This window comes from Vibrio gangliei, assembly GCF_026001925.1.
GTDB classification, from domain to species: Bacteria; Pseudomonadota; Gammaproteobacteria; order Enterobacterales; family Vibrionaceae; genus Vibrio; species Vibrio gangliei.
Map to the genome: position 1 here is coordinate 2,272,513 of NZ_AP021869.1, position 21,777 is coordinate 2,294,289.

Here is a 21,777-nt window from a genome sequence, read left to right on the forward strand (position 1 = left end):
CCTGTTATTCACCTTGTTCCGATTCTTGAGTGGCATCAGGGGCAACGTTCATGATTTGCAGTGCCCCTTTCATGATTTCAGAAAAGACAGGCGCAGCCACCGAGCCACCATAGAATTCATCACCTTGTGGTTCGTTAATTACGACCACCAATGCAAAACGTGGATCGCTGATCGGTGCAAGACCCGCCGTGAGGCCAACATATTGATCGCTATAGCCACCCGCTTTTGCTTTACGCGAAGTACCGGTTTTGGCGCCAACACGATATCCCGGCACTTTCGCTGCACGAGCAGTACCACCTTTATGGGTGACTTGCTCTAACATATCGACCACTTTGCGTGATGCTTCCGCGTCAGCAGCACGGAAACTTTTACCTGGTGTGCCACCTTTTAAAATATTCAATGGCTTATTAATGCCCATGTTACCGAGCGTAGCGTAAGCGTGAGCCAATTGCAGTGGCGTCACTGAAATCCCGTAACCAAATGCCAAAGTGGCTTCTTCAAACGGTGACCAGCGGCGACGATCAGGGAAAATCCCCGTCACTTCACCCGGTAAACGCATACCAGATATTTCACCAAAACCAACGGCGCTATACATACCAAGAATTTCTTTTACATCCATTTTCAGAGCAATGGTCGCAATACCGACGTTACTGGATTTTTTCAAGATAGTGGTGAGATCGGCTTTACCGGCTTGCTCGGAATCACGCACGCGACTGCCCCCAACACGCATGATGCCGTTTCCGGTATCAATCACGGTTTTATCATCAATCACTCCCCGATCCAGACCGGCCAAAATTACAAAAGGTTTCATGGTGGAACCCGGCTCAATCGAATCGGTAATCGCGCGGTTGCGCATACGGAAACTTTGTAATTGATCGCGGTTATTTGGGTTGTAAGAAGGCGCGTTCACCATGGCGAGCACGTTGCCGGTTTTGACATCCACCAGCACAGCTGTACCTGATGTGGCACGGAAATCAGCAACCGCTTGTTTGATAGCACGATAAGAAATCGCTTGTAAACGCTGATCGATCGTCAGTTGCAGGGGCTTACCCGGCTCTTGCGTTTGAAGTGAAATGTTTTCGACCACGCGACCAAAGCGGTCTTTTCGAATGGTTCGCTTGCCGGCTTCGCCAGTCAACCAATCATCAAAACTACGCTCTAACCCTTCCAAACCATGGCTATCGATTCCAGTCACCCCAACCACGTGCGCGCTGACCTCACCAGATGGGTAGAAACGACGTGATTCATCTTTTAAACCGATACCTGGTAAATTAAGCTCTCGCACATATTTAGACATAGCAGGGCTGACTTGGCGTTGTAAATATATGAAACGCTTACGTTTGTTTTGTTCAAGTCTGCGCACTAATCCCTTTTGATCCAGTCCAAGTACGTTAGCTAATGCATACCAACGATTCAGATCATCAAGACCATGTTCTTTGAAAATAGTCGCAGGGTCAGCCCACACTGCTTGCACCGGAACACTGACCGCCAAAGGCTCACCATTACGATCAGAAATAATGCCACGTGCCGTTGGAATGGCTTTAACACGCACTGAACGCATGTCAGCCTGTTGAATCAATTGATCCGGTTCAATCACTTGAATATAAGCCGTTCGGGCAATCAATATGAATAAAGCGAGTGCAACGAAAGCAATGACGAGGTTGTAACGCCATGAAATTAAGATAGAGGAGTTGTCAGAGGCACTCGGTTTCTTTTTATTTGGGCTCTTTTTATTTTTGGTGATTTTTTTATTCGTTGGCTTTTTCATCTCAGGTTCACAACCACTTCTTTATCCGAGTCCGGGCGTTTCATATCAAGATCTTTGATGGCAACCTTTTGCACACGCGTATGCTCTGCAAGGGCATTTTCTTCTAATATGAGGTTGCGCCATTCACTGTCGAGCTTTTCACGATTTTCTAATAACTCATCGCGCAAAGTGATTTGATGACGGGTATTGTACGTGGTCAAAACGACCGCGATTGAGCTGATGAAAATCAGCAACAATAGAATTAATGGCACTCGACCAACGGAAATTAAGTCGGTCCAAATCGAGCGTATTAAACTGGGTGGTTGTTTGTCTGTCATAATTTATCGATGATCATCTTGATGTTCGATCTAGAGCTTTTCAGCAATACGTAATACGGAACTGCGTGAACGCGTATTCACTTCCACTTCCGACTTCGATGGCTTAATGGCCTTGCCGACGGTCTTCATGTTAGCCGATCCCAGCTCTTTAATTTGTGCTTCAGTCATTGGAATGCCGTGTGGCACTTGTGGACCTTGGCTCTCACGACGCATAAAACGTTTCACCATACGATCTTCCAGCGAATGGAAGCTGATCACTGAAAGACGGCCTTGTGGCGCGAGAATATTCATCGCCCCTTTTAAGGCAAAGTCGATCTCTTCCAGTTCACTATTAATATAAATACGAATGGCCTGGAAACTACGCGTTGCTGGGTGCTTTTTCTCTTTAAAATTCTTTGGTGCGACATCCGAAATCAATTTCGCGAGCTGGCCGGTACGCGTCAATGGCTCGTTCTCTTCATTTTCACGATATTCAACTAGCCCACGCGCAATACGACGAGCATGTTTTTCTTCGCCAAATTCACGCAATACCCATGTAATATCATCCAATTCCGCTTCGGCTAACCACTCAGCCGCCGATTGACCTGATGTTGGATCCATACGCATGTCCAATGGACCATCTTTCATAAAACTGAAACCACGGTCGGCATCATCTAATTGTGGAGAGGAAACACCAAGATCAAATAATACCCCATCAACTTTGCCAACCAATTGATATTGCTCAGCATAAGATTGAATACCTGAAAAAGGACCATGTACGATGGTAAAGCGAGGATCATCAATTTTCTTTGCTTCTTCAATCGCTTGAGGATCACGATCGATGCTATATAAGCGCCCTTCAGGACCAAGCTGAGACAAAATAGTGCGGCTATGACCCCCACGACCAAAAGTACCATCAATATAGATACCATTTGGCTTAATATTTAATCCATCAATGGATTCATTAAGAAGAACTGAAACGTGCTGGAAGGTATCGGTCATAGGGTTTAAAACTCAATTAAATGTAGAGGGCTTAGGATATTCATGTCAGCGACGCAACGCAAGAAATCAGCTGAATTTCTAAGCATTATTGCGCTAGTTTATGCCAATTCTGCTAATAATCGTTAATAGAAGGTCAAAAGCATAAAAAAACCCACCACAGTATACTGCAGTGGGTTCACTCAATTGGGGGAGTTGACATCATAAGCCGGGTTCTGTCTCCACTCTCTCCGAAGAAAAAGCGGCGATAGCCATTCGTCTAGGCCAGCAATCGCTCACTGGCTCAAGCAACCTACCCGCCCCCTTACGCGAGCAACGCAATGTGGGAGCCTATTTGGTCTTGCTTCGGGTGGAGTTTACCTTGCTACGAACTGTTGCCAGCCGCACGGTGCGCTCTTACCGCACCCTTTCACCCTTACCTGTTCGCCTCTTACCTAAAGATAAGAATAGCGTCATCGGCGGTCTTCTCTCTGCTGCACTTGTCGTGAGCTCACGCTCCCCAGGCGTTACCTGGCACCCTGCTCTTTGAAGCCCGGACTTTCCTCCCCTCCGTCAGTCTCCCCACTATTGCTAGCAAGGGACATCAACGAAGCAGCGACTATCCAGTCAACTCCGACCGCGGATTATACGCAAACCGCTTTAGAAGACAAGGAATAACGGCCTTGTCTCAGTGAATATGGCTATCTTTGCAGCACTCGGACCCACATAGGCTCACGCCCAACAGGCTGACGTTCTACTCGAGCCAAATGGCGTGATTTCGAGTCGATAGCATAAACACTAACATGATCCGATCCTTGTCCAGCACACAGCAGAAACTGATCATACGGATCAAGATCAAAACCACGCGGAATCGATTCGGTGAGAAGTTGATCGTGCAAGCTGAGATCTCCACTATCAGGATCCACGCTAAAACACGTCATAGTATGTTGAGTACGCTCACTGACAAACAGGTGTCTCTCATCGGTCGTCAAATGAATATCCGCCGCCCAATGCACTTCATCATTTTGTAATTCGATATAGCTGAGTCTCTGCGCGAGCTGCCAATGATTGCGATCATCTTGTAATGTAAAATGCAGCACATCACCATCAAGTTCATTAATCACATAGAGATGTCGACCATTTTTACTCGCGACCAGATGTCTAGGACCTGCGCCAGATTGAGTCTCAAGCCAAGGTTGAGAATGTGGCTGTAATTGACCTTGCTTATCAAAACGATACAAACGGATCTTATCGTCCCCCAAGCAAGTCACAAACAAAGTTTGCTGCTCTATATCTGCCGTAGAAGCACTCAAATCAGGATCGCTCACGCTAATAACACAATGGGCTTTGGTGAGGTTTTCCAACACTTGCATCGGCGCTTGAGCTATATCATTCACCAGTGGAGACACCATCAAGCCATTTTGCGCATAAGAGGTGAGCAATAAAAACTGTCCACTTGCATCCAAACAACTCGACGAGGCACTTTTCGGCAAGGCAGTGTTAGCCACATGCGTTAAGCGACCATCTGATTCAATCAGGTAGGTCACCACCGCAAAATTTGGCCTTACTGCCGCATACAAATAAAGTCCGTCGGCACTGATGGTCACAGGTTGCACTTCGCCTGGCGTGGCAACAATTTGAAGTAATTCTAAACCGCCAGTTGCCTTTAGCTCAAAAACATGAAGTTGCTGGCTAGTTGGACTCGAGACATAAACACACTTCATCTTCCCTGACCTTATTTTTATATCTAGTTAATCTAAATTCTCTAAGCCCCATTTATATAACGCATTTTTCTTGAGATTGTGAATTTCTGCCACCAGCGCTGCGGCCTTTTTCAGAGGTAATTCTGTCGTCAATATTTTCAAACTGCGCAAAGCATCGTCAGGCAAGGCATCCGCTTGTTTTTCTTCACGATGACCATGAATAAGCAACACCATTTCGCCACGCTTACGGTTATCATCTTGCTCAATCCATTCAATAAGTTCACCAAGAGGCGCACCATAAATGGTTTCAAACGTTTTGGTTAACTCTCGCGCCAAAACAACTTCTCGTTCAGGGCCAAGTACACTGAGCATATCTTGCAAGGAATCCGTAATACGATGCGGTGATTCATAAAAAATGCAGGTGCGCTCGGCTTTAGCGATTTCCAATAATTTGTCTTTGCGACCTTTACTTTTAGCAGGAAGAAAACCTTCAAAACTGAAACGATCCGATGGTAAGCCCGATGCGCTTAACGCCGTGATCACCGCACACGCTCCAGGAAGAGGAACAACTTTAACCCCCGCCTGACGACATTTGGTCACTAAATGATATCCTGGATCACTAATTAGGGGAGTGCCCGCATCCGACACTAGTGCGATCGATTCACCTGCAAGAACTTTTTCGACTAAAACTTGCGCTTTTTGCTGTTCATTATGATCATGTAAAGCATAGGTTTTGGTTGCAATACCAAAATGCGAAAGCAAACGGCCAGTATGCCTTGTATCTTCAGCGGCAATCAGGTCAACTTGATGTAATACGTCGAGCGATCGTTGAGTAATATCACCTAAATTGCCTATCGGCGTGGGAACAATATACAAGGCTGGGCTTTCTAAAAGAGCAGTTTTGTTATCTATCATTTGTTTACCGTCACTTGAGCGATTAATATAGAGTCAATCTTTCACATAAAGAATAGAACGCATGCAAATTATGAATCATAAGAGCTTCAGTGTATCACGCTTATTCACTTCTATCGCCTTGATGTTGTTGATCTCTGCGTGTTCTTCACTTACGTCAACCTCTGACAAAGTGGACATTACCGCGCCTCCTGCGCAAACATCTTTGGCTTATACTCAACAAGCTGAAGAACTCGATCCGTCTACCGAACAGACCGACTTACTGATCATGGCATTAAAAGCCTCAGTGGTAGAAAAGAACTACCCACAAGGGCAAACCTTATTAAATCGTCTTATCAAAATGCCAATGAACAATATGCAGCAAGCTGAGTGGCAAATGGCGCGCGCACAAATTACCGCCGCGACCGTAGACTCAGAAACCGCACTAAAGGGATTAAACTTCCAAGAGCAGTGGCAACTTGCTGATGTTCAATGGAGCAACTACCACCAGCAGCGCGCAAAATTGTTTGAAGATATCAACGACCACTTCAACGCTGATCGTGAATGGATTGCAGTCAAAGAATTCCAAACACCAAACCAACTGGAAGCGACCGATCAACGCATTTGGGAAAACCTAGAACAATATTCAGCCGATGAGATCGTACAACTGAAAGCACAACCAAGTGAAACCGAGCTACAAGGTTGGTTGTATGTTGCTATACAAATGAAAACCAAATTAAAAAATCCAGCGGGTCTTCAAACTGAATTGCAACAATGGTTCAGCAATAACATCAGCCACCCAATCGTGACCCACACGCCGGAAGATGTGCAAAAAATTCTAGATTTAGAAATCACAACGCCTAAAAATGTGGCCGTGCTTCTGCCTTTAAGCGGGAAATACGAAAAACCGGCGAAACTTATCCGTGACGGTTTCATTCATGCGATGACTAATGATGCGGATAAAGATCCGGCGTTTAAAATGACCATCTATGATACGTCTTCACAAAGTCTTCAAGACATCTACACCACACTGCAAACCAACGGTACTGATTTTATTGTCGGTCCATTGATTAAAGACAATGTGGAGCAATTACAAAGTATCAACGACGATACCATTCCAATGCTGGCACTTAACTTCCCTGACGATCTAGAGCAAAGTTCTCAAGTCTGTTACTTGACCTTATCGCCAGAGCAAGAAGGCGCTCAAGCGGCTAAGCATTTATTTAAATCAGGCTTTAAATATCCTCTGGTGCTCGCACCTAAAGGTACGCTAGGTGATCGTATTACCGAGGCGTTTACTGCGAAGTGGAACGAATTAAGTAACACGCCAGTGGCAAGCCAAGATTTTGGTAATCGAGCAGACCTACAAAAGAATGTGAAAAGTGCATTTGGTCTAACTGACAGCCAAGTTCGTATCAACCAAATCAAGCAAATTACCAATTTGGACTTAGAGACAGAAGCTCGTAGCCGCCGTGATATTGACTCCGTTTACATCATTGCTAATCGTTCAGAGTTAACCTTATTGAAGCCGTTTATTGAAGTTGCGATTAACCCTGATGCTCAGCCACCTAAGTTATTCTCAAACTCAAGCAGCAATAACGGCAAAGCTCGCGCATACCAAGATGTTGCAGGTATCGTGTACAGCGATATTCCAATGCTACTCGATAAAGACAGCAAAGCCATGAGAGAGTACAACGAATTATGGCCAAACAGCAGTAACACCGAAAAACGTCTGCACGCACTTGGTATGGATTCTTATAGTTTATTAGCGCAACTTCCAACCATGAAAGTGGTCCAAAGCTATAACTATCAGGGACAAACGGGCAAATTGAGCATTGATGACCAGTGCGTAGTACAACGAGAGTTAAGCTGGGCTGAGCATGAAGCTTTTCAGTCGTCAGGTTCAACACAAGACTAAACGAGACGTTGGTTCTCAATTTGAAACCTTGGCCTGCCAATATTTAACAGGCCAAGGGCTCAAACTTATCGATAAAAATGTCTCTTACCGTTTTGGTGAAATAGACTTAATCATGCAAGACCAGCAAGGCATCGTTTTTGTTGAAGTCAAATACCGCGCAAGCCAACACTATGGCCATGCCGCGGAAATGGTTACCTACAGCAAAAGTCAAAAGCTCATCAAAACAGCAATGGTTTGGCTTAAACGTCAGTCCCTTTCTATCGACAATACGTCATTTCGCTTTGATATCGTGGCGATTCATAATCACGGCCAAGATATTAATTGGATAAAGAACGCAATTACTCAAGGATAAATGATGCTAGAAAGCATTAACGATAGCTTCAAAGAAAGCATACAGATTCAAATTGCCGCAGCTGAATCACTCCCTGATGCCATTACTCATGCCGCGCAAATTTTGGTGAGTAGCCTATTAAATGGCAATAAAATTTTATGTTGTGGAAATGGTGGCTCGGCGGCAAATGCACAGCAATTTGTTTCGTGTCTAGTTAACCGCTTTGAAACCGAGAGACCGAGCTTTCCAGCTATGGCGCTGACCGCAGATACATCGACCTTGACGGCGATCGCCAATGATTACCAATACCAAGAAATCTTCTCTAAGCAAGTGCGAGCGTTTGGCCAAGCAGGGGATGTTCTCATTGCGATCTCTACCGCCGGCAACAGCAGTAATGTCATCAAAGCGGTTGAAGCTGCGGTTACTCGTGATATGACCATTATTGCACTTACTGGTAAAGATGGTGGCGAACTGGCAGGTTTATTAGGTGAATCCGATGTTGAAATTCGCATTCCCTCGCATCGTACTGCTCGCATTCATGAAGTTCACATGCTGACGTTACACTGTTTGTGCGATCTGATCGATCAAGTGATTTTCCCCTCACATGAAGGATAAACGTTGTGAAAAAAATTCTTCTTATTCTCGGACTCTCTAGTTTTTTTCTCGCCGGTTGTGCGGCAACACAACCTTCATCTAAAACCGCCCAACAGCAACAATGGCAAGCGAAAAACATCCAATCTAACGTCAATGCGTTAAATCAGGCACCACAATTTCGTGGCAAGATTCGCGTCACCTCTGAGATCATTGATGGCAATGTGCTGTTAATGGGCCAAGCTGTCGATGAAGATAATCGACAAATGGTGGAGTCCTATGTACAAGACCTGCAAGGCGTGAAAGATACTTATAATCAAATTCGAATCGGAAAACCAATTTCATTCGACCAAATTAGCTACGATATTTGGCTCACTACACGCGTGAAAAGCGCATTGTTATCGGATGAGCGCCTAGATAATTACAACATCAAAGTGGTCACTGAGAACAAAGAAGTATTTTTGATGGGTAAGATCACGACTGAAAAAGCTGAGATTGCCGCGGATATCGCAAGCCGTATTGATAAAGTATCAAAAGTGATCAAGGCGTTTACTTATACTTCAGAGCAAAAAGCAACGACTAAAGCGACCCAAGAGCCCAGTGACAATACCGCAGAGTTAAGCAGTAACCCCGATGACCAACCTGCTGTAGAAATCAACGATACAGGTGCACTTGAAGATCACCAAGTTCCAATTATGGAAGAATCTGTAACACCTATTGATGAAAGTGATGTGATGTAACTACCACGCCCAACAAGGTCTTCATATCCAATCCAAAGCAGAGCTCATGTAAAGGCTCTGCTTTTTTATGCTTCATCTCATGTAAACACTACCGCGCCATCGGTGTCGACCTGAACGGACACCTTTTGTCCAACCTCTAACAAATGGTTTGCTTGAGCCAGTAGGTGAATACTCTGCACATCAATCAAGTAACGACAGTGATCGCCCATAAATTGTTGCTCTATGACTTCAATATCGCTGTCTTCATCGGGGTGTAATATCACTTGCTGAGGACGCAATAAAACATCGCATGCTTGCCCGATTTTAACGTCCGATTGAGTCTGAATAGCTAAACAACCTAACACCGTATCGAATTGTTGCTCACCCGTTTTTTCCGCAGGCAAATAAGCTCCACCTCCCAGAAAATTGGCCACAAACTTACTCGAAGGTTGGTAATACAACTCTGCAGCGGTTCCAAATTGCTCGATAACACCTTTGTTCATTACCGCCATCTTATCGGAAAAAGCAAAGGCTTCTTCTCGCGAATGTGTGACAAAAATCGCCGTGACCCCCTGCTGCTTAAATATATGGCGAATATCTCGAATCAAACCATGTCTAACTTGAGTGTCGATATTTGAAAATGGTTCATCCAATAGCAATAAATCTGGCTGACAAGCTAACGACCGTGCGATCGCGACTCTTTGCTGTTGCCCACCGGAAAGTTGATGAGGGTAGCGCTCACCTAGCCCCGATAAATGAACGAGATCTAACATTTCTTGTACTATGTTAGCCTTTTCATTTGTGCTTTTATCACGCAATCCAAATGCGACATTTTCAGCCACAGTTAAATGTGGAAATAAGGCATAATCTTGAAAAATCAGGCCGATATTGCGTTTTTCTGGCGCAAGCCAATGTTCACCATCATCTAACGTTTGTCCATTCAAACGAATCTCGCCAGAAGCCAAAGGCAATAAACCAGCAATCGCTTTGAGTAATGTGGTTTTGCCGCAACCACTCGCGCCTAGTAAGCAAACAATTTCGCCCTGCTGAACTGATAAGCTCAATTTTTCTAATACGGAAGGTGATACCAAATTGGCTTTAGCCCCGTAATGATTCGGATAGCGGCAAGTCAAATTCTCAATGGACAACGCGACGTGGTTAATATCGACCAGGCTTGAGTCTACAGAGGTAGAATGAGTGAATGAAGATTGGAGTAACACCGACATTTAATGCACCTTTTCTAATGAGCGATTCACGAGAATAAGAGGAATTAAGCCCACTACAACCAACAAAATGGCGGGTAATGCGGCAAGCTCTAACTGCTGATCCGACACATAGTTATAAACATAGGTAGACAACGTTTCAAAATTAAACGGCCTAAGTAAAATTGAAGCATTCAGCTCTTTCATCGATTCAATAAACACAAGCAAGCCTGCCACTAAAGCCCCTCGAAATGATAAAGGTAAATGCACCCGCTTAAGCATTTGTGATGCGTTGCAACCCATGGTTCGAGCCGCCATATCTAAACTCGGTGGCACTTTCATCAAACTGCTCTCAACACTGCCTATCGCAACGGCTGAAAATCTTACGGTAAAAGCAAAAATAAGCGCAAACATACTTCCGGAAAAAATCAGACCGGGACGCTGCCACTCCATCAATTTCGCAACATCATTCACGCTATGATCTAAAAATAATAATGACGCCATGATCCCAATGGCTAACACGGTACCGGGCACAGCATAACCTAAAGAAGAAAGGCGCATAGGAGCAACACTCGAAGACTGAATATCCGACATATGTCCGTTCAAGCGTCGATAGAAGTTCACTAACAAGGCAACCACAATGCAAACCCCTGCCGCACCAAGAGAAACTTTGAGGCTATTCAAGGAATAAACCTGAAACTCTAATGTCCAACTCTGAGATAAATACCGGTAGGCGTAACTGCCCAACTGTGCAACAGGCAGGATAAAACCCACAATAACTAACCCCCAACACCAGCTCAAAGCCGCGTATTTTTTCCAGCCACGCAAGACATAGCGACTTTCCTCATGGCTAGAAAATTGTGCTTGGTAATGCTTTTGTTTTCTGCGGCTATAACGCTCAGCACTCAGTAGCAAAACAACAACAAGCAACATCATGGCCGAAATTTTAGCCGCAGCGGTTAAGTTAGAATATCCTAACCAAGTATCATAAACCGCCGTGGTTAATGTACTTACCGCAAAATAACTAACCGTACCGAAGTCGCCGAGCGTTTCCATAGCAACCAGTGACAAACCAACAGCGATAGTAGGACGAGCCAGTGGTAAAGAAACACGAATAAAACTTTGCCAAGGAGTGCAATTTAGTAAACGTGCCGATTGCAGTAGACTTCGACTTTGTTCCATAAACGCCGAACGCGCTAACAAATAGACGTAGGGATAAAGCACCAAAGATAAAATAACGGCGGCACCGGGCAAGGTTCTAAGGTCTGGAAACCAATAATCTTGAGGTGTCCAGGCAAAAAAGGCTCTTAACCAAATTTGAATCGGCCCAGCAAAGTCAAACCAGTCTGTATAAATATACCCAACAATATAACCAGGCATCGCAAGTGGCAGAACTAAAGCCCACTGAAGCCAACGCTCACTAGGTAAGCGACACATCGCCATAAACCAGGCTGCAGGAAGACCAAATAGCAAAGCAAGCAGAGCCGTACCAGCAACCAAAAGAAAGGTATTAAGCGTGTAAGTAGGCAGTACCGTGGAAAATAAGTGACTAAACAAATCATCACTTTTTCCAACGGCTATATAAAAAATCGCCAAAATCGGAGACAACAAAGCCAGTGCGGTTACCCAGCTACTGATCTTCCATGGCAAATAGGTTTCTTTCATCCCGTTAACTTACGTTCGTTTTGAGTTTTTTATAACGACAAAAGGGAAGCCGAAGCCTCCCTATCTCATGCGTGCTAAATTTGAATGCTATAAATCGAATTTAACTTCATCAAGGAGTTTTACCGCTTGTTCATGGTGAGCCGCAACCTCATCTAAAGATAAAGTATCCGCTTTATACTCGCCCCAAGATGCAACCAGTTTAGATGGAGCTACTCCCTCTTTCACTGGTGACTCAAAGTTATCCTCAGCATACATTTTTTGCGCCGTTTCACCAGATAAGAACTCCATCAACTTCAGAGCATTCTCTTTATTCGGGGCGTATTTTGCCATCGCCATGCCGCTGATATTGACGTGAGTACCAAAGGCTTCTTGACCTGGGAAGTTGATATACACAGCTTCAGCCCAAGGTTTCTGTTCTTTGTCATTGAGCATTTTGCCAAAGTAGTAACTGTTACCTAACGAGTAATCACATAGACCTTCTTTAATCGCTTGCACTTGGCCACGATCACTACCTTGAGGTTTACGCGCAAGATTCGCTTTTAAACCTTCAAGCCATTGCTTAGTCTCTGCTTCACCATGGTGAGCGATCATCGCAGACACCAAAGAAACGTTATAAGGATGTTTACCTGGACGAGTACAGATCTTCCCTTTGTATTCAGGCTTAGAGAGATCCATATAATCAAATGAAGCTGGCAGTTTACCAACACGATCTTTAGAGGAGTATACGGCACGCGCACGAGTAGTTACGCCAAACCACTCCCCTTCTTTATCTCTATATTGAGCTGGAATGTTATGATTAATGATGTCACTGTTCACAGCTTGAACCACATCTTTCTCGCTTAATTCAGATAGGCGACTAATATCAACGGTTAACACGACATCAGCTGGGCTGTATTCCCCTTCTTGCTTTAATTTTTCAGCAATGCCATCTTTAGCAAATTTCACATTCACTTTAATGCCAGTTTCTTTGGTAAATTCATTCAGCATTGGCTCAACCAAAAATGGTTGACGATAAGAATACACATTAACTTCTTCTGCTGAGAAAACGGTAGGGCTAAAAGAAGAAACTGCAACCACACTAGATAATAATAATTTTTTCATCAACTCATCCTTAACATGAATACAAATGATAATGGTTATCATAGGCGTGAATTATATAGATAAGATTGACCAACTCAACCGCTGAAAAGTCATAATGCGAAAAAAGCCCCACTCAATTGAGCAGGGCTTTGTAACAAAGTTTAACTAAGGCGTTATTTTGTTGAAGTAAATTCAGGATAAGCTGCAACACCACAATCGTGCATATCAACACCATCCATTTCTTCTTCTTCAGTAACACGGATACCCATCGTTGCTTTCAAAATAGCCCATACGACTAGGCTAGCAACAAATACCCATGCAAAGATAACAACAGCACCGTAGATTTGAGCACCAAATGATGCACCGTCATTGCTAAATGGCACCATCAGAAGACCGAAGATACCACAAACGCCGTGTACAGACAGTGCACCAACTGGATCATCGATTTTAACTTTATCGAAGAACAAGATGCTGAAGATAACAAGCACACCGGCAATCGCGCCAATCACAACCGACATTACTGGTGATGGTGATGCTGGGTCAGCAGTAATCGCAACTAAACCAGCCAATGCACCGTTAAGAATCATAGTAAGGTCTGCTTTACCCCAAATTAGCTTAACAGCAATAAGAGCTGCAACCGCACCCGCTGCTGCAGCTGCGTTGGTATTTAGATAAACCATACCAACAGCCGTGGCATCATCAGCTGAAGAAAGCGCCAATTGAGAACCACCGTTAAAACCGAACCAACCGAACCATAGGATAAATGTACCTAATGTTGCCAGTGGCATGTTCGAACCTTGAATCGGATGAACCTCACCATTTTTACCGTATTTACCTTTACGCGCACCAAGAAGTAACACGCCAGCCAATGCTGCAGCAGCACCTGCTAAGTGCACAATACCTGAGCCTGCAAAATCACTGAATCCAGCTGCAGATAGGAAACCACCACCCCAGGTCCAATAACCTTCAATTGGGTAAATAAAGCCAGTTAATACAACGCTGAAGACCAAGAAAGCTGATAATTTCATACGTTCAGCAACGGCACCAGATACCACTGACATAGCTGTTGCAACAAATACCACCTGGAAGAAGAAATCAGAACCTAGTGAATGGCCAGCATCATCGGCTTGCGTACCAATTAAGCCACCAAATGATGGGAAAATCCCTCCCTCAGCATTACCTACGTACATGATGTTATAACCCACCAATAAGAACATGGTGCAAGCAATACCAAATAGAACAAAGTTTTTAGTCAAAATTTCAGTGGTATTTTTAGAGCGAACTAAGCCCGCTTCCAACATGGCAAAGCCAGCGGCCATCCACATTACTAACGCACCAGATATCAGTAGAAAAAATGTATCTAATGCGTATTTCATTTCTGTCATTTCCATAACGTAATTCTCCAGTCCTTTAATCCTTTAAAGCGCTTCATCATCCATTTCACCCGTACGGATACGGACTGCATGCTGAAGGTCAAATACGAAAATTTTACCGTCACCAATTTTCCCAGTTTGTGCCGCTTTCATTATCGCTTCAATCACACGATCAACATTATCACTCTGCGTGGCAATTTCGACTTTTACCTTAGGCAAAAAGTCAACTTGATACTCAGCACCGCGATAAAGCTCAGTATGACCTTTCTGACGACCAAAGCCTTTAACTTCAGAAACGGTCATACCTTCGATACCTACATCCGCTAGAGCTTCACGAACATCGTCTAATTTAAATGGTTTAATAATTGCACTAATTAATTTCATTGCATTCCCTCGTCATGATGCATTCTTTCAACGATTAATATGCAATCAAGTTACGTGCCAAGTTTTTAAGTTAATGAAATAAAATAAATTTTACTGATAAAGGTAATAGCAGAGACCTCTTATGCACCAGGACAGTGCAAAGAGATCACTAAGAAAAGGCAAAGCTGTTTAAATAATATTATTAATCAATGAATGCACGCCAAGAATGCAAAACTTGTTCAAAATCTTCCACACCGCACCAAGATTCACTCTCTTCATCGTAGGCAGAAAGATCATCATATAAGTCTTCATCCTCTAAACTTAACAGATGGTTAGCAGTAATATGCACTTCATTCTGTTCAATAAAAAGACTCCACTCTCGCCCTAACAAACGCCATTCTTGCAGGTTTTCTTTCTGCGCACCAATTTGTTGCATAAGCTGCTCAAGTTTTACCAGATCAGAACCTAACTCTTCTAACAGCCAATGACCAATCGCTTCATGCCCAGAAGAAAACACAACATGATAACTACCATCTAAGGTATTTTTCTTAAATTGAAAATCCATAAATGTCTTATTTTTCTTTATTAGATATGGGTAAGTTTACTTGCTAAACAAAGTAATTGCGATGTGCCGTAAACAAGCAATGAGGACTAGCTCGATCACACTCGCTTTGGAGACTAACTCCGTTTAGTCATTTAATTGCATAAATATAAAGGCAATGGCCATAGAATGACTTGCGCTATGCTTCATTTTCTACAGACGAAAAAAAACCTGATTCTTTCGAATCAGGTCTCTTAAAATAAGTGGCGGAGCGGACGGGACTCGAACCCGCGACCCCCGGCGTGACAGGCCGGTATTCTAACCAACTGAACTACCGCTCCGCAGCGTCTATTCAGTAATAGATATTCAAAGCCTGGCGATGTCCTACTCTCACATGGGGAAACCCCACACTACCATCGGCGCTACTTTGTTTCACTTCTGAGTTCGGCATGGAATCAGGTGGGTCCAAAGCGCTATGGTCGCCAAGCAAATTCTTTATGTTAATCGCCGATAGGCGCTTAACTTAATTCGGAAAGCTGTTTGCTATCTCTAGCTAAAGTCTCATCACTCATTCAAGTGCTTATCTGTATTCTTTTGAGTCCATCAAAACCCTTTAGGTGTTGTATGGTTAAGCCTCACGGGCAATTAGTATTGGTTAGCTCAACGCCTCGCAGCGCTTACACACCCAACCTATCAACGTCGTAGTCTCCGACAACCCTTTAGGACGCTTAAAGCGCCAGGGAAGACTCATCTCAGGGCTCGCTTCGTGCTTAGATGCTTTCAGCACTTATCGATTCCGAACTTAGCTACCGGGCAATGCCATTGGCATGACAACCCGAACACCAGAGGTTCGTCCACTCCGGTCCTCTCGTACTAGGAGCAGCCCCCTTCAATCTTCCAACGCCCACGGCAGATAGGGACCGAACTGTCTCACGACGTTCTAAACCCAGCTCGCGTACCACTTTAAATGGCGAACAGCCATACCCTTGGGACCGACTTCAGCCCCAGGATGTGATGAGCCGACATCGAGGTGCCAAACACCGCCGTCGATATGAACTCTTGGGCGGTATCAGCCTGTTATCCCCGGAGTACCTTTTATCCGTTGAGCGATGGCCCTTCCATTCAGAACCACCGGATCACTATGACCTGCTTTCGCACCTGCTCGAATTGTCATTCTCGCAGTCAAGCGGGCTTATGCCATTGCACTAACCACACGATGTCCAACCGTGTTTAGCCCACCTTCGTGCTCCTCCGTTACTCTTTGGGAGGAGACCGCCCCAGTCAAACTACCCACCAGGCACTGTCCTCACCCCGGATAACGGGGCTAAGTTAGAACATCAACACTACAAGGGTGGTATTTCAAGGACGACTCCACAACCACTGGCGTGATTGCTTCAAAGTCTCCCACCTATCCTACACATGTAGGGTCAATGTTCAGTGCCAAGCTGTAGTAAAGGTTCACGGGGTCTTTCCGTCTAGCCGCGGGTACACTGCATCTTCACAGCGATTTCAATTTCACTGAGTCTCGGGTGGAGACAGCGTGGCCATCATTACGCCATTCGTGCAGGTCGGAACTTACCCGACAAGGAATTTCGCTACCTTAGGACCGTTATAGTTACGGCCGCCGTTTACCGGGGCTTCGATCAAGAGCTTCTCCGAAGATAACCCCATCAATTAACCTTCCGGCACCGGGCAGGCGTCACACCGTATACGTCATCTTACGATTTTGCACAGTGCTGTGTTTTTAATAAACAGTTGCAGCCACCTGGTATCTGCGACTCCCGGCAGCTTAGAGAGCAAGTCTCATCACCGCTAGGAGCGTACCTTCTCCCGAAGTTACGGTACCATTTTGCCTAGTTCCTTCACCCGAGTTCTCTCAAGCGCCTTGGTATTCTCTACCCGACCACCTGTGTCGGTTTGGGGTACGATTCCTTACAAACTGAAGCTTAGAGGCTTTTCCTGGAAGCATGGCATCAATGACTTCACGCCCTTGGGCGCTCGACGTCGTGTCTCGGCCTTAAGATTTCCCGGATTTACCTAAGAAATCAGCCTACGCACTTGAACCTGGACAACCATCGCCAGGCCCACCTAGCCTTCTCCGTCCCCCCATCGCATTTGTAAGAAGTACGGGAATATTAACCCGTTTCCCATCGACTACGCCTTTCGGCCTCGCCTTAGGGGTCGACTTACCCTGCCCCGATTAACGTTGGACAGGAACCCTTGGTCTTCCGGCGAGGGAGTTTTTCACTCCCTTTATCGTTACTCATGTCAGCATTCGCACTTCTGATACCTCCAGCAAACTTCTCAGTTCACCTTCAACGGCTTACAGAACGCTCCCCTACCCAGCATACTAAAGTATGCTGCCGCAGCTTCGGTGTATAGCTTAGCCCCGTTACATCTTCCGCGCAGGCCGACTCGACCAGTGAGCTATTACGCTTTCTTTAAATGATGGCTGCTTCTAAGCCAACATCCTGGCTGTCTGAGCCTTCCCACATCGTTTCCCACTTAGCTATACTTTGGGACCTTAGCTGGCGGTCTGGGTTGTTTCCCTCTCCACGACGGACGTTAGCACCCGCCGTGTGTCTCCCGGATAGTACTTACTGGTATTCGGAGTTTGCAAAGGGTTGGTAAGTCGGGATGACCCCCTAGCCTTAACAGTGCTCTACCCCCAGTAGTATTCGTCCGAGGCGCTACCTAAATAGCTTTCGGGGAGAACCAGCTATCTCCAGGTTTGATTGGCCTTTCACCCCTAGCCACAAGTCATCCGCTAATTTTTCAACATTAGTCGGTTCGGTCCTCCAGTTGATGTTACTCAACCTTCAACCTGCCCATGGCTAGATCACCTGGTTTCGGGTCTATACCTAGCAACTCGACGCCCAGTTAAGACTCGGTTTCCCTACGGCTCCCCTATACGGTTAACCTTGCTACTAAATATAAGTCGCTGACCCATTATACAAAAGGTACGCAGTCACACCACGAAGGTGCTCCTACTGCTTGTACGTACACGGTTTCAGGTTCTATTTCACTCCCCTCACAGGGGTTCTTTTCGCCTTTCCCTCACGGTACTGGTTCACTATCGGTCAGTCAGGAGTATTTAGCCTTGGAGGATGGTCCCCCCATGTTCAGACAGGATATCACGTGTCCCGCCTTACTCGATTTCACTTAGTATACGTTGTCGGTTACGGGGCTATCACCCTGTATCGCGGCACTTTCCAGAGCCTTCACCTGACGCATATAAAGCTTAAGGGCTAATCCAATTTCGCTCGCCGCTACTTTCGGAATCTCGGTTGATTTCTCTTCCTTCGGGTACTTAGATGTTTCAGTTCCCCGAGTTCGCCTCTTAACACTATGTATTCATGTTAAGATACATGCTTATGCATGTGGGTTTCCCCATTCGGAAATCGTAGACTCAAGTGGCTGTTACTGCCTAATCTACGCTTATCGCAAGTTACTACGTCCTTCATCGCCTCTGACTGCCTAGGCATCCACCGTGTACGCTTATTCACTTAACCATACAACCCAAAAGGGTCTTTATGTATGTTCAACTAAATAAGGTTTTAGTTTTTGATGATTAAGAGGGTTAATCTTAGTCATCGTTGCCGGACTCAATAGAACAAACAATGAATTGTTTGTTTGAATACAAGACACTTGAATGTGTGTTGTGTGTTTATCTTAAAGATAAACATTGAGAACTTTTATTTGATAAAACATAAAATGTTTTATCAGTCAGCTTTCCAAATTGTTAAAGAGCAAAGAGTTTGTTATTACAAACCACTTTTTAAAGACTTTCATCGTCACTAAACCCCATCCAACAATAAAGATTGGATGCGATGCATCGTAAAAGTATTTAAAGAGTGGTGGGCGATACCGGGCTCGAACCAGTGACCCCCTGCTTGTAAGGCAGGTGCTCTCCCAACTGAGCTAATCGCCCATAATTTCTCTTACCTAAAGTAAGCATTCCTATGGAAGGAATGGTGGGTCGTGCAGGATTCGAACCTGCGACCAATTGATTAAAAGTCAACTGCTCTACCAACTGAGCTAACGACCCCTTTTATTCTCAAAGGAGAATGGTATCCCGTAGGGGAGTCGAACCCCTGTTACCGCCGTGAAAGGGCGGTGTCCTAGGCCTCTAGACGAACGGGACACAGGATTGAAAGCATTGGGATGCTTTCTTATAAACTCTTCTATATAAACCTAATCAATCTGTGTGAACACTCATCAATGCACAATCTTTACGTAAGGAGGTGATCCAGCCCCAGGTTCCCCTAGGGCTACCTTGTTACGACTTCACCCCAGTCATGAACCACAAAGTGGTAAGCGTCCTCCCGAAGGTTAAACTACCTACTTCTTTTGCAGCCCACTCCCATGGTGTGACGGGCGGTGTGTACAAGGCCCGGGAACGTATTCACCGTAGCATTCTGATCTACGATTACTAGCGATTCCGACTTCATGGAGTCGAGTTGCAGACTCCAATCCGGACTACGACGCACTTTTTGGGATTCGCTTACTCTCGCAAGTTCGCTGCCCTCTGTATGCGCCATTGTAGCACGTGTGTAGCCCTACTCGTAAGGGCCATGATGACTTGACGTCGTCCCCACCTTCCTCCGGTTTATCACCGGCAGTCTCCCTGGAGTTCCCACCCGAAGTGCTGGCAAACAAGGATAAGGGTTGCGCTCGTTGCGGGACTTAACCCAACATTTCACAACACGAGCTGACGACAGCCATGCAGCACCTGTCTCAGAGTTCCCGAAGGCACACCTGTATCTCTACTGGCTTCTCTGGATGTCAAGAGTAGGTAAGGTTCTTCGCGTTGCATCGAATTAAACCACATGCTCCACCGCTTGTGCGGGCCCCCGTCAATTCATTTGAGTTTTAATCTTGCGACCGTACTCCCCAGGCGGTCTACTTAACGCGTTAGCTCCGAAAGCCACGGCTCAAGGCCACAACCTCCAAGTAGACATCGTTTACGGCGTGGACTACCAGGGTATCTAATCCTGTTTGCTCCCCACGCTTTCGCATCTGAGTGTCAGTATCTGTCCAGGGGGCCGCCTTCGCCACTGGTATTCCTTCAGATCTCTACGCATTTCACCGCTACACCTGAAATTCTACCCCCCTCTACAGTACTCTAGTTTGCCAGTTTCAAATGACCTTCCGAGGTTGAGCCCCGGGCTTTCACATCTGACTTAACAAACCACCTGCATGCGCTTTACGCCCAGTAATTCCGATTAACGCTCGCACCCTCCGTATTACCGCGGCTGCTGGCACGGAGTTAGCCGGTGCTTCTTCTGTTGCTAACGTCAAACGATAAGAGTATTAATCTTACCGCCTTCCTCACAACTGAAAGTACTTTACAACCCGAAGGCCTTCTTCATACACGCGGCATGGCTGCATCAGGCTTTCGCCCATTGTGCAATATTCCCCACTGCTGCCTCCCGTAGGAGTCTGGGCCGTGTCTCAGTCCCAGTGTGGCTGATCATCCTCTCAGACCAGCTAGGGATCGTCGCCTTGGTGAGCCCTTACCTCACCAACTAGCTAATCCCACATAGGCGTATCCAATAGCGCAAGGCCCGAAGGTCCCCTGCTTTGCTCCGAAGAGGTCATGCGGTATTAGCCATCGTTTCCAATGGTTATCCCCCTCTACTGGGCAACTTCCTATGCATTACTCACCCGTCCGCCGCTCGTCAGCGAGAAAGCAAGCTTTCTCCTGTTACCGCTCGACTTGCATGTGTTAGGCCTGCCGCCAGCGTTCAATCTGAGCCATGATCAAACTCTTCAATTTAAGATTTTGTTCGGCTCAATGAATAACTGATTACATACACCTTACTTTTAAAATAAAAAGCTTAGTAATGTTGAATTGACTGTGCCAAGTTAAAAACTTGATTGGTCACTCAGTTCATTGAAACCAATGTGATACCGAAGTATCTCTATTTGATTATCATCAACGAGTGCCCACACAGATTGATAGGTTTAAATTGTTAAAGAGCTTTGCTTTCAATGGCTTGACTAGGTCTCGCCCAAGCAGGATGCGTATAATACGCTTCCAAAATTTAAAGTCAAGATAATATTTTCATTAAAAACATTATTTTGACTTCACTCTTTTAGAGTGAAAATAAAAACCCGTATTTATATGGGTTTTTACTAGAAATCAAAGCCTGGCGATGTCCTACTCTCACATGGGGAAACCCCACACTACCATCGGCGCTACTTTGTTTCACTTCTGAGTTCGGCATGGAATCAGGTGGGTCCAAAGCGCTATGGTCGCCAAGCAAATTCTTTTGTTAATCGCCGTTAGGCGCTTAACTTAATTCGGAAAGCTGTTTGCTATCTCTAGCTAAAGTCTCATCACTCATTCAAGTGC

General features: G+C 45.3%; 15 protein-coding genes, 4 tRNA genes, 4 rRNA genes and 1 other RNA gene. 4 read left to right on the top strand and 20 right to left on the bottom strand.

Features of this window, described 5'->3' with window-relative positions; genetic code table 11:
- Positions 1 to 4: 4 nt before the first annotated feature.
- The 6 genes from Vgang_RS10455 to rsmI form a co-directional block, all read right to left on the bottom strand.
- Complete coding sequence (locus Vgang_RS10455) at positions 5 to 1,768, bottom strand: penicillin-binding transpeptidase domain-containing protein (protein ID WP_105900696.1); 1,764 nt, start codon at positions 1,766 to 1,768, stop codon at positions 5 to 7.
- Positions 1,765 to 2,085, bottom strand: a complete 321-nt coding sequence (gene ftsL, locus Vgang_RS10460; RefSeq protein ID WP_105900695.1) for a cell division protein FtsL — start codon at positions 2,083 to 2,085, stop codon at positions 1,765 to 1,767. The genes Vgang_RS10455 and ftsL overlap by 4 nt, the downstream gene beginning before the upstream one ends.
- Positions 2,086 to 2,115: 30 nt before the next feature.
- A complete protein-coding gene (rsmH, locus tag Vgang_RS10465; RefSeq protein WP_105900694.1) occupies positions 2,116 to 3,066 on the bottom strand; it encodes a 16S rRNA (cytosine(1402)-N(4))-methyltransferase RsmH in 951 nt (316 codons plus the stop codon).
- A gap of 184 nt (positions 3,067 to 3,250) precedes the next feature.
- An RNA gene (gene rnpB, locus Vgang_RS10470) (RNase P RNA component class A) lies at positions 3,251 to 3,677 on the bottom strand.
- Between the two features lie 66 nt (positions 3,678 to 3,743).
- The gene (locus Vgang_RS10475) at positions 3,744 to 4,766 is read right to left on the bottom strand and encodes a beta-propeller fold lactonase family protein (RefSeq protein WP_105900693.1); all 1,023 of its coding nucleotides are present in this window, start codon (positions 4,764 to 4,766) and stop codon (positions 3,744 to 3,746) included.
- 27 nt (positions 4,767 to 4,793) lie between these two features.
- On the bottom strand, positions 4,794 to 5,660 hold the full coding sequence (rsmI, locus tag Vgang_RS10480; protein ID WP_105900692.1) for a 16S rRNA (cytidine(1402)-2'-O)-methyltransferase: 867 nt from the start codon (positions 5,658 to 5,660) through the stop codon (positions 4,794 to 4,796).
- A gap of 61 nt (positions 5,661 to 5,721) precedes the next feature.
- Here rsmI and Vgang_RS10485 point away from each other — a divergent pair, with 61 nt between their 5' ends.
- The 4 genes from Vgang_RS10485 to Vgang_RS10500 are packed head-to-tail and all read left to right on the top strand — an operon-like array spanning position 5,722 to position 9,216.
- Entirely contained in the window at positions 5,722 to 7,554 is a 1,833-nt protein-coding gene (locus tag Vgang_RS10485; RefSeq protein WP_105900691.1) for a penicillin-binding protein activator, read from the top strand.
- Complete coding sequence (locus Vgang_RS10490; protein ID WP_105900690.1) at positions 7,517 to 7,906, top strand: YraN family protein; 390 nt, start codon at positions 7,517 to 7,519, stop codon at positions 7,904 to 7,906. The genes Vgang_RS10485 and Vgang_RS10490 overlap by 38 nt, the downstream gene beginning before the upstream one ends.
- 3 nt (positions 7,907 to 7,909) lie before the next feature.
- Positions 7,910 to 8,500 carry a phosphoheptose isomerase gene (locus tag Vgang_RS10495; protein WP_105900689.1) on the top strand — a complete coding sequence of 197 codons (591 nt, stop codon included), beginning with the start codon at positions 7,910 to 7,912 and terminating at the stop codon, positions 8,498 to 8,500.
- A 5-nt stretch (positions 8,501 to 8,505) separates the two neighbouring features.
- On the top strand, positions 8,506 to 9,216 hold the full coding sequence (locus tag Vgang_RS10500; protein ID WP_105900688.1) for a BON domain-containing protein: 711 nt from the start codon (positions 8,506 to 8,508) through the stop codon (positions 9,214 to 9,216).
- 77 nt (positions 9,217 to 9,293) lie between these two features.
- Here the strand turns inward: Vgang_RS10500 and Vgang_RS10505 are convergent, their stop codons facing one another.
- The 14 genes from Vgang_RS10505 to rrf (Vgang_RS10570) all read right to left on the bottom strand — a co-directional run bounded on the left by Vgang_RS10505 (position 9,294) and on the right by rrf (Vgang_RS10570) (position 21,685).
- Positions 9,294 to 10,421, bottom strand: coding sequence for an ABC transporter ATP-binding protein (locus Vgang_RS10505; RefSeq protein WP_105900687.1), 1,128 nt, complete (start codon positions 10,419 to 10,421; stop codon positions 9,294 to 9,296).
- Positions 10,422 to 12,062, bottom strand: coding sequence for an ABC transporter permease (locus Vgang_RS10510; protein ID WP_105900686.1), 1,641 nt, complete (start codon positions 12,060 to 12,062; stop codon positions 10,422 to 10,424).
- Between the two features lie 87 nt (positions 12,063 to 12,149).
- Positions 12,150 to 13,163: a Fe(3+) ABC transporter substrate-binding protein gene (locus Vgang_RS10515; RefSeq protein ID WP_105900685.1), complete on the bottom strand. Its 1,014-nt coding sequence runs from the start codon at positions 13,161 to 13,163 to the stop codon at positions 12,150 to 12,152.
- A gap of 152 nt (positions 13,164 to 13,315) precedes the next feature.
- Positions 13,316 to 14,533 (bottom strand): ammonium transporter, encoded by a 1,218-nt coding sequence (locus tag Vgang_RS10520; RefSeq protein WP_105900684.1) that lies wholly within the window; start codon positions 14,531 to 14,533, stop codon positions 13,316 to 13,318.
- Between the two features lie 27 nt (positions 14,534 to 14,560).
- The gene (gene glnK, locus Vgang_RS10525; RefSeq protein WP_086981597.1) at positions 14,561 to 14,899 is read right to left on the bottom strand and encodes a P-II family nitrogen regulator; all 339 of its coding nucleotides are present in this window, start codon (positions 14,897 to 14,899) and stop codon (positions 14,561 to 14,563) included.
- Positions 14,900 to 15,080: 181 nt separating this feature from the next.
- Positions 15,081 to 15,443 (bottom strand): YacL family protein, encoded by a 363-nt coding sequence (locus tag Vgang_RS10530; protein WP_105900683.1) that lies wholly within the window; start codon positions 15,441 to 15,443, stop codon positions 15,081 to 15,083.
- A gap of 240 nt (positions 15,444 to 15,683) precedes the next feature.
- A tRNA-Asp gene (locus Vgang_RS10535) sits at positions 15,684 to 15,760 on the bottom strand.
- 30 nt (positions 15,761 to 15,790) lie between these two features.
- Positions 15,791 to 15,906 (bottom strand): 5S ribosomal RNA (rrf, locus tag Vgang_RS10540).
- 137 nt (positions 15,907 to 16,043) lie between these two features.
- Positions 16,044 to 18,931 (bottom strand): 23S ribosomal RNA (locus tag Vgang_RS10545).
- Between the two features lie 343 nt (positions 18,932 to 19,274).
- A tRNA-Val gene (locus Vgang_RS10550) sits at positions 19,275 to 19,350 on the bottom strand.
- Positions 19,351 to 19,391: 41 nt separating this feature from the next.
- Positions 19,392 to 19,467 (bottom strand) — tRNA-Lys (locus Vgang_RS10555).
- Between the two features lie 20 nt (positions 19,468 to 19,487).
- Positions 19,488 to 19,563 (bottom strand) — tRNA-Glu (locus tag Vgang_RS10560).
- Positions 19,564 to 19,656: 93 nt separating this feature from the next.
- A 16S ribosomal RNA gene (locus tag Vgang_RS10565) occupies positions 19,657 to 21,198 on the bottom strand.
- A gap of 371 nt (positions 21,199 to 21,569) precedes the next feature.
- A 5S ribosomal RNA gene (rrf, locus tag Vgang_RS10570) occupies positions 21,570 to 21,685 on the bottom strand.
- The 16S, 23S and 5S rRNA genes sit together here with 4 tRNA genes alongside, the layout of an rRNA operon.
- Positions 21,686 to 21,777 lie beyond the last annotated feature (92 nt).